At 40.3% G+C, this 14900-nt stretch carries 15 protein-coding genes; 13 read left to right on the top strand and 2 right to left on the bottom strand.

Annotated elements, in window-relative coordinates; all coding sequences use genetic code 11:
- Positions 1 to 3: 3 nt before the first annotated feature.
- From gatA to BANVL01_RS20780, 3 genes are all read left to right on the top strand, one after another.
- Entirely contained in the window at positions 4 to 1461 is a 1458-nt protein-coding gene (gene gatA, locus BANVL01_RS20790) for an Asp-tRNA(Asn)/Glu-tRNA(Gln) amidotransferase subunit GatA (protein WP_066095587.1), read from the top strand.
- A 12-nt stretch (positions 1462 to 1473) separates the two neighbouring features.
- Complete coding sequence (gene gatB / locus BANVL01_RS20785) at positions 1474 to 2901, top strand: Asp-tRNA(Asn)/Glu-tRNA(Gln) amidotransferase subunit GatB (protein ID WP_066095590.1); 1428 nt, start codon at positions 1474 to 1476, stop codon at positions 2899 to 2901.
- 495 nt (positions 2902 to 3396) lie between these two features.
- Positions 3397 to 3942 (top strand): GNAT family N-acetyltransferase, encoded by a 546-nt coding sequence (locus BANVL01_RS20780; RefSeq protein ID WP_066095593.1) that lies wholly within the window; start codon positions 3397 to 3399, stop codon positions 3940 to 3942.
- 206 nt (positions 3943 to 4148) lie between these two features.
- Here the strand turns inward: BANVL01_RS20780 and BANVL01_RS20775 are convergent, their stop codons facing one another.
- Positions 4149 to 4580, bottom strand: a complete 432-nt coding sequence (locus BANVL01_RS20775) for a VOC family protein (protein ID WP_066095595.1) — start codon at positions 4578 to 4580, stop codon at positions 4149 to 4151.
- Between the two features lie 235 nt (positions 4581 to 4815).
- Here BANVL01_RS20775 and BANVL01_RS20770 point away from each other — a divergent pair, with 235 nt between their 5' ends.
- From BANVL01_RS20770 to lplT, 3 genes are all read left to right on the top strand, one after another.
- Positions 4816 to 6201, top strand: coding sequence for a VanZ family protein (locus BANVL01_RS20770; RefSeq protein WP_066095598.1), 1386 nt, complete (start codon positions 4816 to 4818; stop codon positions 6199 to 6201).
- A gap of 224 nt (positions 6202 to 6425) precedes the next feature.
- On the top strand, positions 6426 to 6977 hold the full coding sequence (locus tag BANVL01_RS20765; protein WP_066095599.1) for a thioredoxin family protein: 552 nt from the start codon (positions 6426 to 6428) through the stop codon (positions 6975 to 6977).
- Positions 6978 to 7171: 194 nt separating this feature from the next.
- On the top strand, positions 7172 to 8398 hold the full coding sequence (lplT, locus tag BANVL01_RS20760) for a lysophospholipid transporter LplT (RefSeq protein WP_066095602.1): 1227 nt from the start codon (positions 7172 to 7174) through the stop codon (positions 8396 to 8398).
- Between the two features lie 32 nt (positions 8399 to 8430).
- Here the strand turns inward: lplT and plsY are convergent, their stop codons facing one another.
- On the bottom strand, positions 8431 to 9051 hold the full coding sequence (gene plsY / locus BANVL01_RS20755; protein ID WP_066097210.1) for a glycerol-3-phosphate 1-O-acyltransferase PlsY: 621 nt from the start codon (positions 9049 to 9051) through the stop codon (positions 8431 to 8433).
- A gap of 111 nt (positions 9052 to 9162) precedes the next feature.
- On the opposite strand from plsY, the gene BANVL01_RS20750 reads away from it, so the two are divergent.
- The 7 genes from BANVL01_RS20750 (at position 9163) to BANVL01_RS20725 (ending at position 14762) form a co-directional block, all read left to right on the top strand.
- A complete protein-coding gene (locus tag BANVL01_RS20750) occupies positions 9163 to 9945 on the top strand; it encodes a class I SAM-dependent methyltransferase (protein ID WP_066095605.1) in 783 nt (260 codons plus the stop codon).
- A 434-nt stretch (positions 9946 to 10379) separates the two neighbouring features.
- Complete coding sequence (locus BANVL01_RS20745) at positions 10380 to 11027, top strand: RNA polymerase sigma factor (protein WP_268874957.1); 648 nt, start codon at positions 10380 to 10382, stop codon at positions 11025 to 11027.
- The gene (locus tag BANVL01_RS20740; protein ID WP_066095608.1) at positions 11024 to 11509 is read left to right on the top strand and encodes an anti-sigma factor family protein; all 486 of its coding nucleotides are present in this window, start codon (positions 11024 to 11026) and stop codon (positions 11507 to 11509) included. Before BANVL01_RS20745 ends, BANVL01_RS20740 begins: the two co-directional genes overlap by 4 nt.
- Positions 11506 to 12591: a hypothetical protein gene (locus BANVL01_RS20735; protein ID WP_066095611.1), complete on the top strand. Its 1086-nt coding sequence runs from the start codon at positions 11506 to 11508 to the stop codon at positions 12589 to 12591. The genes BANVL01_RS20740 and BANVL01_RS20735 overlap by 4 nt, the downstream gene beginning before the upstream one ends.
- Entirely contained in the window at positions 12584 to 12679 is a 96-nt protein-coding gene (locus BANVL01_RS27465; protein WP_156482376.1) for an LPXTG cell wall anchor domain-containing protein, read from the top strand. The genes BANVL01_RS20735 and BANVL01_RS27465 overlap by 8 nt, the downstream gene beginning before the upstream one ends.
- A complete protein-coding gene (locus BANVL01_RS20730; RefSeq protein WP_066095613.1) occupies positions 12676 to 13599 on the top strand; it encodes a hypothetical protein in 924 nt (307 codons plus the stop codon). Before BANVL01_RS27465 ends, BANVL01_RS20730 begins: the two co-directional genes overlap by 4 nt.
- A 221-nt stretch (positions 13600 to 13820) precedes the next feature.
- On the top strand, positions 13821 to 14762 hold the full coding sequence (locus tag BANVL01_RS20725) for a diacylglycerol kinase (RefSeq protein WP_066095616.1): 942 nt from the start codon (positions 13821 to 13823) through the stop codon (positions 14760 to 14762).
- The last annotated feature ends 138 nt before the right edge of the window (positions 14763 to 14900 follow it).

The following is a 14900-nucleotide window of genomic DNA, read 5'->3' as shown; positions in this document are numbered from 1 at the left end:
AAAGTGAGTTTATTTGATTATAAAGTTTCAGATCTTCATGAGCTATTACATAAGAAAGAACTAAAAGTGACTGACCTAGTGGAGGAATCGTATAAACGGATTGGCCAAGTCGAGGATAAGGTCCAGGCGTTTTTAACGTTGGATGAAGAACAGGCACGGCAATCAGCAAAATTACTTGATGAAAAACTCGCAGCCGATTCTCAAAAAGGATTGCTATTTGGAATGCCGATTGGTGTGAAGGATAACATTGTGACAAAGGGCTTACGAACAACCTGTGCGAGTAAAATTCTCGAAAACTTCGATCCCATTTACGACGCAACCGTTGTCCAAAAACTGCAACAGGCAGAAACTGTGATCATTGGAAAGCTAAACATGGACGAGTTTGCCATGGGTTCGTCGAACGAAAACTCAGCTTTTAAAAAAACGCGGAATCCGTGGGATCTTAACAGGGTACCAGGAGGATCATCTGGCGGTTCGGCAGCATCGGTAGCCGCTGGAGAAGTTCTATTTTCATTAGGCTCTGATACGGGTGGTTCCATCCGCCAGCCTGCCTCTTTCTGTGGTGTCGTCGGCATGAAGCCAACTTATGGTCGTGTGTCCCGCTTCGGTCTTGTTGCCTTTGCCTCATCCCTTGATCAAATTGGGCCGATTACGAGAACCGTTGAGGATAATGCTTTTCTTTTACAAGCAATCTCTGGACTTGACCCGATGGACTCAACTTCAGCAAATGTAGATGTTCCGAACTTTGCGGCTGCCTTAACAGGTGACGTGAAAGGTCTGAAAATTGCTGTACCAAAGGAATATCTTGGCGAAGGAGTTGGCGAAGCAGCGCGTCAATCCGTGTTAGCTGCTTTAAAAGTCCTTGAAGGTCTAGGAGCAGTTTGGGAAGAGGTCTCACTCCCACACTCCAAATATGCTCTAGCAGCCTACTACTTACTTTCTTCATCTGAAGCATCAGCGAACCTTGCCCGTTTTGACGGGGTGCGCTATGGGTACCGGACACCAGATGCAGAAAGCTTAATCGATTTATATAAAAAGACACGTGCAGAAGGCTTCGGCGATGAAGTGAAACGCCGCATCATGCTCGGTACGTTTGCGTTAAGTTCTGGCTACTATGATGCTTATTATAAAAAAGCACAACAGGTTCGTACCTTGATTAAGAGAGATTTTGAAGATGTGCTTGCCAAATATGATGTGATTGTCGGGCCGACAGCGCCAACACCTGCTTTTAAAATTGGCGAAAATATCGAGGATCCATTAACAATGTACGCGAATGATATTTTAACTATTCCTTTGAACTTAGCGGGCTTGCCGGGAATTTCGGTTCCTTGCGGCTTAGATGGTGGTTTGCCGTTAGGCCTGCAAATCATCGGTAAGTATTTTGATGAAGCAACCATTTATCGAGCAGCACATGCTTTCGAACAAGCAACAGACTTTCATAAACAAAAGCCGGAATTGTAGGGGGTGAAAACAATGGAATTTGAAACAGTGATCGGACTTGAAGTCCATGTCGAGTTAAAAACAGACTCTAAAATTTTTTCAGCGAGCCCAAACCAGTTTGGTGATGAGCCGAACACGAATACGAGTGTTATCGATCTTGGATATCCAGGGGTTTTACCTGTTCTTAATAAAAAGGCAGTTGAGTTCGGAATGAAGGCAGCGATGGCGTTAAACTGTGAAGTTGCGTCACATACGAAATTTGACCGTAAAAACTATTTTTACCCGGACAATCCAAAGGCTTATCAAATCTCGCAATTTGACAAGCCGATTGGCGAGCACGGCTGGATTGAAATTGAGGTAAACGGCTATACGAAACGGATTGGAATCACGAGAATTCATCTGGAAGAGGATGCCGGAAAACTGAACCATGGAAAAGGGTACTCATTATGCGACTACAATCGTCAGGGTACTCCACTTGTTGAGATTGTTTCCGAGCCAGATATCCGTACTCCGGACGAGGCCTATGCATATCTTGAGAAATTAAAGTCAATTGTTCAATATACAGGCGTTTCCGATTGTAAGATGGAAGAGGGATCGCTCCGTTGTGACGCCAATATTTCCATTCGTCCGGTGGGTCAAGAGGAATTCGGTACGAAAACCGAATTGAAGAACTTAAACTCGTTCAATTTTGTCCGTAAAGGTCTGGAATATGAAGAAAAGCGTCAAAAAGAAGTGGTTTCGGCAGGCGGGGTCATTGAACAGGAAACTCGTCGTTTTGATGAGGCAACTGGCGCAACCTTGCTCATGAGGGTCAAAGAAGGCTCTGATGATTATCGCTACTTCCCGGAACCAGACTTATTGGATATATTCATTGATGAGGACTGGAAAGCGCGGATTCGCGCGGAAATCCCTGAGCTTCCAGACGAGCGGCAAAAGCGTTATGTGGAAGAACTTGGCTTACCTGTTTATGATGCAAAGGTGCTTACAATGACAAAAGAAATGGCCGATTTCTTTGAAGCAACTGTGGGTGGCGGTTCCGATGCAAAGCTGGCTTCGAACTGGATCATGGGCGATGTTTCCGCTTATTTAAACGCCGAGTCAAAAGAGCTTGATCAAGTGGCGTTGACACCAGAAGGCCTCGCCGGCATGATTAAGTTGCTTGAAAACGGAACGATCTCATCGAAAATAGCGAAAACCGTTTTTAAAGAATTAATCGAAAACGGCGGCGATGCCGAGAAAATCGTGAAAGAAAAAGGTCTCGTGCAAATTTCGGACAAGGGAACGCTATTGAAAATTATTTCTGAAGTCCTCGATGCTAATCCGAAATCGATTGAAGATTTCAAGGCTGGAAAAAATAAAGCGGTTGGCTTCCTTGTTGGACAGCTCATGAAAGCTACAAAAGGTCAAGCCAATCCGCAATTGGTTAATCAGCTATTACAACAGGAATTACAAAAACGATAAAACGAAAGCTGGCAGAATCCTCTCTGCTAGCTATTTTTGTGTGGAAAAAAGTCGAGCGTGATTCGACATGATTTTTTTCAATTTCCCGGGAAAAAACCAATGTCAGTGGGTACTCGGTCTGTTTTCAATTAAACGTTTGGTTAATAAGAAAATATAGGAAATACTGTCGAAGTGTCAAAGATCTGATATGAAGTGTGTTTTTTCGACCTAATGGTAATGTGAAATGAAAAAATTTCTTCTGCTATTCGACACTTTTCTAACTGAATTTGAGTGGGAAATCCTTTATTGGCAGGCTTTTTAACTCTTTCAATCAAACGTTTGATTAGTTTTTTTCTATCCAATCAATCGTTTGATTGAAGATGTGGTTTTCCTTGATATAAGAGAACCTTCGTCACAAATCTTGTGAAAAGTTTGTAGAAAAAGATAGTACTTGGTTTTTATGCTGAGAAATATGTTAATATTCAAAATAAACTAGTTACCAAGAGGGGGAGAATTATGTTTATCCATAAGATTGACGAAGAAGTATCTCTGAAGTTAATAGAATTAAAGGATGCTGAAAGAATATTTGAACTGACCAATCAAGATAGAGAACATTTGCGGGAGTGGCTCCCGTGGCTTGATATGACGACTAAAATTGAGGATACAAAAGGTTTTATTCAAATGTGTTTAAAGGGTTATGCCGAGAATAAAAGCTTGAATGCGGTAATTTTATTCAAAGGGGAAATCGTCGGAGCTGCGAGCTTTAACACAATTGATTGGTCGAATAAAAATGCTCACATTGGTTATTGGCTTGCCGCGGAATACCAAGGAAATGGGATCATGACTATAACAGCTAGAGCACTGACCGATTATGCCATAAAAGAATTAAAGTTAAACCGAGTTGAAATTAGGGCAGCAGTGGAGAATAAGAAAAGCCGAGGTATTCCTGAAAGACTAGGTTTTGTAAACGAAGGCTGCATCAGACAAGCCGAATGGTTGTATGACCATTATGTTGACCATATGGTATACGGGATGCTGGCTGAGGATTGGAATGAAGAATAATAGATTTTCCAGCTAATTGTGTAGGGATCTTTAGTTGAATATTTATCGATTCGCTGATAAAATCCCATATTCGCTGATAAAAGACGTTAATTCGCTGAAAAACAGACGAAAATCGCTGATAAATTCCAGAAAACCGCTGATAAAAAATATCTGCAAATTTACTTAAAAAAAGGTATCTAAAATACTTCTTAGATACCTTTTTAACATTAAAACGAGATCATCGCCCCGCGTTCATCAAAGACGGAGCTTGGATTCCAAGCCACTTCCCAGAGATTGTTTTCAGGGTCGGCAAAATAGGCGGTGCGGCCGCCCCAAAAGGCGTCACTTGGTTCTCGTAAAATTTTCCCGCCTGCCTCACAGATTTCTTCAATGGTAGAGTCAACTTGTTCCGGTTTCTCAACATTAATCGCAAAGGTAACAGCATGAAAAGTTTCGGTGGACTGTGAAATTTCAATGCCGGCATCTTTGGCTAGCTCAGCAATCGGAAATAAGGAAAGCAATGTGCCTGCCGTTTTAAAGACAGCGTATTGATCCGAGCTAAAATCCGTTTCTTCCCAACCTAACGATTGATAAAAAGCACGTAGTGCAGGTAAATTTCTTGCACCTAGAGTTAATAGACTTACTCTTTGTGAGACCATTTTCTATCCCTCCATAAAACTATTGTTTCTTTACCTTTCTTCAAGCAAAGAACATTCTCCTCCTTAATAGATGAAAAATCTCAATAAAAACCGACTAACTTACAAATTAGCATGTGGTTTAGTTGGACTGAAAAATGGTAAGATTTTCTTTAGAGAAGTAATATAGTAATAAACGAAAAGTACTAGGTAAGCAAAAAGTAACACCATTCATGGCTTGGTATGAAGGAGATAGAAAATGAGATTACAAGAAATCATTGGTATAGTTAGGGAATATTTTTTTCTAGCATTAATAGCATTAATTGTTTTAGGGATTATTTTCTTTATAGGGTATTTCATAGTATATAAAAAACTCCTTAGAGGAAAGAAAAGACTTTCCAAGAAGCAATTACTTTTTGGTGGATTGTTTACTGGATATGTCATCATGGTGATTGGAGTAACCTTTTTGAATAGAGGTTCAAACTTTCAAGGCGGGATGGAATTATCTTTTCTTAGTTCATATAGAGAAGCTTGGTACAGTTTTAGTGTAAGGCATTGGCAGTTCGTGTATTTAAATATATTTATGTTTGTACCGTTCGGAATCCTTTTGCCATTATTACAATCACGTTATCGAAGAGCTATTTGGACAATCGGAGCGGCATTGTTATTTACTCTTTCCATTGAAACTTTCCAATTAATGACGGGATATGGAATTTTTGAAGTGGATGATCTATTTAATAATCTACTGGGTGCCATCATTGGATATGGTATCATTATGGGCTCTATTTCAATAAAAGCAAAGGGGATAAAGCGATCCTTTTTCTACTTTTCACCTTTATTGCTAGTGGTTATCTTGTCCGGAAGCATGTTTACATACTACTATTTGAAGGAATTTGGGAATCTCTCCATCGTGCCAAATCATAGAACTAATATGACAAATGCAACAATCACTATTGATGTACAGCTTGCTGATCGTAAAACAACAGCCCCGATTTATAGAGCACCAAGCTATACAAAGGCTGCCGCTGATGAATTTGTCCTAGGGTTTTTTAAAAGAATGAATCTTGACACATCGAATATGGAGGATAATTCCTATCCGGATGAAGGTGTTTATTGGATTAGAGATGAGAAATCTTATAATATATGGTTTCGATTCCTGGATGGAAGTTATCGTTATACGGATTTTTCAAGCTTTGACGAGAAGCCAAAAGATATAGATGAAGAAACCTTAAAGGACAACTTAACAAAATTTGGCATAGATATTCCACAAGACGCGTATTTTAAAAAAGTCGAAACTGGTACTTTTGAGTGGACGGTAGATAAAAAGATAATAGAAAATCAGCTTATAGATGGTTCTTTAACGGTAAATTATTATAACGATGATACAGTGAAGGGAATTGACAATCAATTAATAACCTATGACAAGGTAAGGGATGTCCAAATAAAGAGCGAACAAGAAGCATATAAAGAAATTTTAGATGGGAAATTTAATCATTACTCTGAAAATAAAATGATAAATACCTTACATATCCATAAAATAGACGTAAGCTATTATTTAGATTCAAAAGGCTATTATCAACCTGTATATGCTTTTCATAGTACAGTAGATGGAATGGATATGACTATCTTAATTCCGGGAATTTAGAAGACTTTATTACCGATTATAGTGCGTCCAACCAATTGGTAATGCAAATTTAATAAATACATAAAAGGTACATTATAGGACACTTAAATTTAATAAAAAGGGGGCGCATATAATACATGACTAATAAACTTATGACATAATGATTGAAACAAATAAAAGCGGTTCTTTTGTATGATTTGGTTAAAACGATTATGATAAAAGAAGATGAAAGGGGTGCAAGTAAGATGGATTTAAATGCGTGGTTTCAAAAAGGATTGACTATGGACGAGTACATAAACGCGATGACGCGTAATCAAGACGAAATGCTTACCATTTATGAGCAATTTGTTTTGACAGCCGAGGATCAAAGTCAGCTGGAGACTTTAAGAACACAAAAGCTGCGTGCTATTGTGCTAACTGAGGATTGGTGCGGCGATGCACTGCTGAATAATCCGATTTTGATGCGGATAGCCGAGGCTGCGGGTATGGAACTGCGTGTTGTCCTCCGCGACCAAAATCTCGAGTTAATGGATCAATACTTAACGAATGGCACGTCACGAGCCATTCCTATTTATATTTTTCTAAATGAAGAAGGTAGTGAAGTGGGAGTTTGGGGGCCAAGGGCGCCTGAAGTGCAGGCGCTTGTGATGGAGCGGCGGGCCACTTTGCCGGATAAGGATGCGGAGGATTTCCAGGAGAAGCAAATGGCGCTCTATAAAGATCTTGCAACTTCTTACCAAACGGATGCGGCTATTTGGCAAACCGTTGCCAATAGTATTAAACAGACATTATTTTAATTAAATTGATCCCTGGTAGAGATCCCATCAGGGGTCTTTTTAATTGAATCGATGGCGTAAAGTGAGTTTCCATAAGAATAATTTCCCACAGCTATCGATAAATAGTATGAAAAATAGTACAATTTGATTAAGCAATGATTTTTTTTGAATAGAAAAGAGCGAAAATTCGAATTATAAATCCGAGGAGGTATAAAATGAATTTGAAAAAGCCGATAAATTCTTTAAATATTACTCAGTTTTTATCAGCTTTTGCCGATAGTGCCATTATCATTATTATTGCTTTTATGATGAAGGAATCGCTTGGAACCAATGATGATCATAATCCCTACATTTTTTTAGTAGAAACGTTCTTCCTGTTTGCCTATGTATTATTCGCCCCATTCGTTGGTACGTTTGCGGATCGGAATGCGAAGTCGAGGGTGCTTTTTACAGGGAATACAGTCAAGGTAATTGGAATTTTATTATTAATTATAGGTTTTAGTCCAGCGTTAAGCTATGGGGTCATCGGTCTCGGGGCAGCGATTTATGGTCCGGCCAAATATGGTATTTTAAAAGAATTGACAACAGGCAATAAAGAACTGCTTGATGCGAATGGAAAGTTAGAAGGGTTCACCATTTTAGCGATTATCTTAGGTACGGTTGTTGGGGGGATTTTAGCTGCAAATCCTACAATTGGAAAGGTCTTTTGTTTAGTTGTATATTGTTTGTCCGTTTTGTTGGCAATAAGAATACCTGTAAAAGAAGGAAATAAGCAATTACATTATAAAAAGGAAGCATTACAATTTTTCCAGGATCTAAAGTTTTCGTTTCAGAACCCGCGGCTTGGGTTTACTCTTGTCGGTAGCGGTGCCTTTTGGATGATCTCAGTTGTTATTAAAAATGCACTATTTCTTTGGATTCCCCTACATCTAGGGATTAAAAGCGGTTTTCCGTTATCATTAATTATTGGAATGACGGCTATTGGAATTGTCATTGGTTCATTATTAGCAAAAAAATATACATCGGTTGAAAAGTTTTACCGAGCCAATCTTTATGGTTTTATTGTTGCTGGACTTGCGATTATTTTCCCGTTGATTTACGGACATAATCTGTTTGCGCAAATTATTGTCTGTTTAGTGTTGCTAGCTCTTGGAGTGTTCGCCGGTTTATTCATTATTCCTTTAAATGCAACGCTGCAAGAGGAAGGGAGTGGAACGCTTGGAGTTGGTAAAACCATTGCTGTCCAAAATTTTGTTGATAATTTGACGATGTTATTTGGAACTTACACTGTATATCTTTTAAATTCGCGATACGGTTTTTCCGTCACCACTTCGCTTGTTCTTTTTGCATTTATTTATTTACTGTTTATTTTGTATTTAAGTTATAAATCCAAAAAGTGGAGTCAGTCCTCATTCGGTGCTAATTCAGGAGTATCAAAGTAAAAAATAGAGCCCCAGTTCACCGAGGGCTCTATTTAAATTCCGCTGTTTTTCGGCGGGATGCGGTCGTTAATCAAGGTTTTATCATTGATTTTCGGTTCAATGCCAAGGATGAAATTTCGGATGTTGGAGCGGTGCAGATAGATTAATAATAACGAGAAAAATAAAAAGATAAGTTCTAATTCTAGTTTTGGTGAGATAAAAGCAAATGCAAGCATGCTTAGGCCAACTGAGATGGAACCCCAAAATACATACTTTGTTAAAAAAATGACCAAAAAGAAGGTGAGATATGAAACGATGAATAACGGTAGGTTAGCAACCAACAGTGCCCCTGCTGTTGTCGCAATTGCTTTACCGCCACGAAAGCCTGCAAAAATTGGAAAGCAATGACCGACTACTGCGATTAGTCCGAAGTAGAGCGGTTCCACATCAAGGTGAAAATAAATTGGCAGGTATGCTGCTAAAGCGCCTTTTACAAGATCGATGATGAGCACAAACACGGCAGATTTTTTCCCGAGAACCCTCAAGGTGTTTGTTGCACCGGGATTTTTGCTGCCATGCTCACGGATGTCCACACCAAAGAGCAGCTTGCCCACAATCAAGGCAGTGGGAACACTTCCTATTAGATAAGATGAAAGAAGTAACAACCAAAACATAAGCATCATTCCCTCATTAAATAAATTTCCTATTCTAATAGCATTCTATCACAATTAAATGGTATTATTTTGTTGAATTATCACTATTCGGTAATAAAGGGAGCGCCCAACATGAAACAGATTGATTTTGGCCAGGTTGCTAATAGCTATGCCCGTTCAAGAGAAGATATTCCGGTCACGTTAATGGACAGCTTGCAGCTGCGCAATATTTTTTTTGATGGAAAAAAGGTTGCTGATATCGGCTCGGGAACCGGTGCGTTAACGAGGAAAATTGCGATGAGAAAAGCGAATATTGTTGGCATTGAGCCATCAGTAGAATTGCTGGATCAGGCAAAAACATTGAATCAGGTAAAAAATTTTACGATTCCGTATTGGCAAGGAACCGCAGAGGCTACCGGTTTAGAAGATTCCAAGTATGATATTGTCACTGTTATGCGGGCTTGGCATTGGTTCGACCGTTCTAAGTCCATTCAAGAAATGAAACGGATTTTAAAAGCAAAAGGGACGTTAATTGTTATTGATTCTGGTTTTCTAGCAGATTCGGCTATTGTAGAAAAAACCTTAGAGGTATTGACAGGATATGTAGATGGGGGATTAAAACCAGCTGGTTCGAGGGCAACGTCCAAGCAGCGTATTAATGGCTTTCCCGTTGAATGGTTCGAAGAATGGCAATGTGGCGGCTTTGAGCTAAGAGACTTTTATAAGCTAAATTATTCGATAAGTTTTTCGAAAATGGAATGGGTTGAACGAGTAGAATCCATCTCGTGGCTGGCAGGATTAAGTGAACCGTTCAGGAACCAAGCGCTTCAGAAGTTAGTTGAAGCATTACCAGACCAAGAGCTATTTGCGATTCCACATGAATGCAATGTTTGTATTTTGCGATTGGTTGATTAACATTTTTTTCGTGCGAGGTTGGTTCTTGCACGTTTTTTTTTGTTTGGTTATTTCTATTAAATGTCTAATTAGACAAAAGTCTTCGGAAAATAGACAAAACCATATAAAAAATAGACAAAACTCCCTCAAAAATAGACAATATAGCTTTAAAAATAGACAAAACTCTTTTAAACAAGGTTATTTCCTATTATCAACATTGATCAAACTCATAAAAATTCAAAATATTAATATCAGCGGATTTCGAAAGTTTATCAGCGAATCACCAATTTTATCGGCGAATTCAAGCACTTTATCAGCGAATCATAAAAAGCTACCATCTATTTGAAAGGAGCCTCAAAAAATCTCCAGTTATCAAGCGTAGTCACACATCAAAAAAGCAATGAAAAATCAATAACCTCCACTAATCCCTGTCCAATTTTTTTCAAAAAGCTGGTATGATAAAGCAAATTCAAAAAAACTTTTTAAAAAGTGTAGGGGTTTATAAAAAAACTATCGTCTATTCATGTGATAGACAAAAAAGAAAGGGGGAGAGAACGATTAGTGACACAGCTTTAATCGAAAAAGTGCTTGGCGGCAATGATTATGCCTTTCGCCTTTTGGTTGAGAAGTACCGCAATGATGTGTTCCGGACCGTCTTTGCAGTTCTTCGTGATCAAAAAGAAGCGGAAGATGCTGCCCAAGAAGTGTTTATGAAAATATATACCGCTCTCCCCCAATATGAGAATCAAGGCTTTAAAACGTGGATGACGCGCATTGCCGTGAATCATGCGATCGATATGAAGAGGAAACAGGCAAGAAGAAGAGAGGAAGTTGTCGATGCCCTCGAGCAGAAAGCCTTAGGAACACCGAAGGATAGTGTTGAGAAAGAGATTATCGAGCTGGACCGGCGCAGGCTGGTTAGGAAAAAGCTGAATGAGGTACCTGAGAATTACCGGGAAGTGATCTACGGCTTTTACATAGCGGAGAAAAGCTATCAGCAAATGGCCGAGGAACAAAATGTCCAGGTGAAGACGATTGAAACAAAGTTGTACCGGGCTCGTCATTGGATGAAGAAGAATTGGAAGGAGGATGATTTTTCATGAAGCATTACTGTTACGAAGAATGGCTGCAATACGTTAAAGACGAAATGAATGACCAGGATCGCGAGAAACTTGAAACCCACTTGTATACGTGTGACCAATGTCTTGAGCAATATTTACAAGCAATGGCGGCAAATGAAACATCACTTCCGATTCTATCAAATGAGAGCAGCTTTACAGATCTGGTGATGGCCGAGGTTTCGAAGCAAAAAGAGGTGGTGCCTAACACCAAGCCTGGAGAACGAAAACCTACTAATAGGAAGAAACCTTTTTATCAACAAGCGGCATTTCACTATCTGCTGGCGGCGGCTGCAACCCTATTATTAACATTCTCTGGTGCGTTTAAATCGCTTGCATCATATGCGAAATCAATCGAAAGTCCGACACAAGTTCAGGAAAAAAAGCCTTCAGTGACGGAGGGCGTTATTAATAAAACATTTGCATGGATGGATTCACTAGAAAAAAAGGAGGCAAATAAGAAATGAAAAGTTCAACGAAGGCATTGACTTTATCGCTATTTCCAGGCCTCGGCCATATTTATTTCGGCAACATGTTTCGCGGGGTGATGTATTTACTGTCAGTTTTCGGCCTGGCGTTTGTAACAGTAATCTCTTTATTCTCGTATAATCATAATGGGGAATTGGCGGTCCTAGCCTTTATGGCCGGTATCCTCATCTATTTGGTTAGTTTCATTGATATGGGCGTTCAGATTTCGAAACGAAAGAAGGCACTTACGGAGGCAAATCCGGACTTCCCGAATTCAAAGTCCGCGCAAGATTCGGAGCGTTTTTATACGATTGTCTTATCGTTTGTTCCCGGACTTGGTCACTTTCAACTTGGATTAATGAATCGGGGCTTAACGTTACTGGCCACATTTTTGGGTCTGGGGGTCATGGTTATTTTTATAACGGCCCTATCCAGCCGCAGTGAATTTCTCGTCTTTTTAGCGGCATTGCCGATTATCTGGGTGTACGGATTTTTTGATGCTGTGCAGCAAGTAAATAAAAAGCAGCGCGGTGAGGAGCTAGTTGACCGAACCATTTATGAGGATTTTGAATTACGTCGCGAGGACGGAAAGAAAAGCAAGGCAATTGCCACCTTCCTCTCGATTTTTCCAGGTGCGGGACATCTGTACCTTGGCTTACAGCGCCGCGGCATTCAGTTAATGGCAGCATTCTTGTTTTCGGTTTATATATTAGATGTATTACGACTTGGGATATTCTTGTTTCTGATTCCGATTATCTGGTTTTATAGCTTTTTTGACGCGATGCAAAAGGTGTCAAGGTATGGGGAAGAAAACGTGGAAGATATCCCAATCATTGCTTATTTCCTTAATCATCAAAAATGGGTTGGCATTGGGCTAATCCTACTGGGGGCCTACTATTTAGTCATGAACGTACTGCTCCCGGCATTTTCGCCGATATTAAGAAGATTAATTAATATCGACGTTATGTATTGGGTTCAAGGTTACTTCCAAACCGGAGTTGTTTGTCTCCTATTGATTGGCGGCGGGATCAAGCTTTTATCCGGAAGCAAACAAAAGAAGGAGGCACAGAATCATGAATAAGTGGGGAAAAGCAATAGCAGGACTGGCCTTAATCGGAGCTGGAATTGGGTTTATACTCCGAAAAAGAAAGGGGGCTGCAAAAATATGAGAACATGGCGAGTTGGTACGTTTTCGATGGGGGCCTCGCTCTTATTCCTTGGCCTCTTCCTATTTTTCTCAAAGCTTCTTGGTCTAAATCTTGTTCAGGTAATGACGGCATGGTGGCCGCTTTTATTGGTAGTCCTTGGGATTGAGATTTTGCTCTATTTATTTTTATCCCGGCAGGAAAAGCCCGTATTAAAATATGACTTCCTCAGCATCTTTTTTGTCGGGGTGCTTGGGACTGCTGGCATTTTGTTTGCGATATTAAGTACAACAGGGATTATGGGGAAAGTGGAAGATGTCATGGCTAGGGAAGAGCGCTCGTTCGAACTGCCTGCGTTCGCTTATAAAACCGATGAAAGCATCAAACGGGTCGTGGTAAGAACGGTTGGCTATGATATGACGATTGAAGCGACGGAGGAAAAAGAGGTTTCGATGTTCGGAACGTACCGGGTGCAGACGGCGAAAAAAGCGGGGCTGCTTAAAAGCGCCGATGATATGATTGCCGCCAAACAAAAAGGTGATACGCTTTATCTGAATGTAAAGACGCTGCCGAACGAGATTGGGCCGTTTTATTCGCACGGTAATGTGGCGGCAACTATCCTTGTTCCAAAAGATGTCAAGCTTGAAGTCATTGGCAATGATAACTCACTAACCTTGAAACCACGGATGCTGGCAAATGATTGGAGTATTGAAAGTACCTCTTCGATTGTGGTTAATGTCCAAGCAAGCAGCAATTTAAAAGTAGCAGCGGTTGGCGCCCGGGAGATTAGCGGAAAGGACGGCGACTGGAAGGTGTCAGAGAAGGCGGATTCCGAGGATCATGATCAATCAATGAGGAAAAATGCCGTTTATCAATCCGGCGAGGGCAAATACCAGATTAACATTGACAATGCCTATTCTGTCAGTCTGAATTCAAATCAATAAAGTTCACATTTTTGCTATTCAGCGTAAGTGTCCGTTTAATGGTAAGTGTAGCAGCCGCTAACGGACGCTACACTTACCATTAATTTTTGCAAAAAAGATAAAAACGGTTATTATAGGAAATGGACTTTGGCTTTCAATTTGTTTGTAAGCAAGGATGATAATTGGTAGAATATAGAATTGACGGAGCCAATTGTTATTTCAAAAAATAGGATGATGAAATGATGAAAAGAGCAAGACTGATTTACAACCCTACCTCAGGGCGTGAAATGATTAAGCGTCATCTGCCGGAAATCCTTCAAAAACTAGAAGCAGCCGGATATGAAGCATCTACTCACGCTACGACTAGTGAAGGGGATGCAACGAAGGCAACTCGGATTGCTGTCAAACGTAAATATGATATCGTCATTGCCGCGGGCGGAGATGGAACGATTCACGAAGTGGTGAATGGCCTTGCGGACCAGGATTATCGTCCGAAACTAGGTATTATTCCGACAGGTACAACCAATGACTTTGCCCGTGCCTTACATATTCCAAGGGACGTTAGCACGGCAGTCGATATTATCACTAAAGGGGAAATGATACCCGTCGATATTGGACGCATCAATGATAAATATTTTATTAATATTGCGGGCGGCGGTAGAATCACCGAACTTACCTACGAGGTGCCAAGCAAATTAAAAACGATGCTCGGCCAGCTTGCCTACTATCTAAAAGGCATGGAAATGCTGCCATCTCTTAAGGCATCACACCTCAGGATCGAGTATGATGGCAAGCTATTTGAAGGCGAAGCGATGTTGTTTCTTGTCGGCCTGACCAATTCGATTGGAGGTTTTGAAAGGCTGGCGCCTGATGCCTCGATAAATGATGGCTTATTTTCGCTGTTAATCTTGAAAAAGGTAAATCTTGCTGAGTTTATCCGAATTGCGACCTTAGCAATCCGCGGTGAACACGTGAATGATCAGAATGTGGTTTACACGCAGGCAAACCGCATTAAAGTTTATTCCAGTGAAAAGGTGCAGTTGAATCTAGATGGTGAATTCGGCGGCTTATTGCCAGCAGAGTTTGAAAATCTATACCGTCATTTAGAGGTATTTGTCCCGCTTGCTGACATACGTCCAAATGACCGGCCAACAAATTGGGAACCGGGAAAAAGATATAGTTAAGAAGAAGTTCGTTCCAATGGGACGGGCTTTTTTTATTAAAGGCACTGTTATAACTGAATGTTGATTTCACTGTGTTTGAAAAATAAACGGAAGAATTCCGTTTAAATTGGGAAATACCCATATTTCCTTAATAATAAA

The organism is Neobacillus novalis NBRC 102450, assembly GCF_001591805.1.
In the GTDB taxonomy this organism is placed as follows: domain Bacteria; phylum Bacillota; class Bacilli; order Bacillales; family Cytobacillaceae; genus Neobacillus; species Neobacillus novalis.
Note: the sequence above shows the minus strand (reverse complement) of the source record. Positions and strands in the feature narration are given on the sequence as shown.

Excerpts from the sequence above, each read along its gene's own strand:
- BANVL01_RS20770 (WP_066095598.1), top strand. The coding sequence starts at position 4,816 with ATGAGATTACAAGAAATCATTGGTATAGTTAGGGAATATTTTTTTCTA.
- BANVL01_RS20730 (WP_066095613.1), top strand. The coding sequence starts at position 12,676 with ATGAGAACATGGCGAGTTGGTACGTTTTCGATGGGGGCCTCGCTCTTA.
- BANVL01_RS20780 (WP_066095593.1), top strand. The coding sequence starts at position 3,397 with ATGTTTATCCATAAGATTGACGAAGAAGTATCTCTGAAGTTAATAGAA.
- BANVL01_RS20735 (WP_066095611.1), top strand. The coding sequence starts at position 11,506 with ATGAAAAGTTCAACGAAGGCATTGACTTTATCGCTATTTCCAGGCCTC.
- gatB (WP_066095590.1), top strand. The coding sequence starts at position 1,474 with ATGGAATTTGAAACAGTGATCGGACTTGAAGTCCATGTCGAGTTAAAA.
- plsY (WP_066097210.1), bottom strand. The coding sequence starts at position 9,051 with ATGTTTTGGTTGTTACTTCTTTCATCTTATCTAATAGGAAGTGTTCCC.
- BANVL01_RS20725 (WP_066095616.1), top strand. The coding sequence starts at position 13,821 with ATGAAAAGAGCAAGACTGATTTACAACCCTACCTCAGGGCGTGAAATG.
- BANVL01_RS20740 (WP_066095608.1), top strand. The coding sequence starts at position 11,024 with ATGAAGCATTACTGTTACGAAGAATGGCTGCAATACGTTAAAGACGAA.
- BANVL01_RS20750 (WP_066095605.1), top strand. The coding sequence starts at position 9,163 with ATGAAACAGATTGATTTTGGCCAGGTTGCTAATAGCTATGCCCGTTCA.
- BANVL01_RS20765 (WP_066095599.1), top strand. The coding sequence starts at position 6,426 with ATGGATTTAAATGCGTGGTTTCAAAAAGGATTGACTATGGACGAGTAC.
- BANVL01_RS27465 (WP_156482376.1), top strand. The coding sequence starts at position 12,584 with ATGAATAAGTGGGGAAAAGCAATAGCAGGACTGGCCTTAATCGGAGCT.
- BANVL01_RS20775 (WP_066095595.1), bottom strand. The coding sequence starts at position 4,580 with ATGGTCTCACAAAGAGTAAGTCTATTAACTCTAGGTGCAAGAAATTTA.
- lplT (WP_066095602.1), top strand. The coding sequence starts at position 7,172 with ATGAATTTGAAAAAGCCGATAAATTCTTTAAATATTACTCAGTTTTTA.
- BANVL01_RS20745 (WP_268874957.1), top strand. The coding sequence starts at position 10,380 with ATGATAAAGCAAATTCAAAAAAACTTTTTAAAAAGTGTAGGGGTTTAT.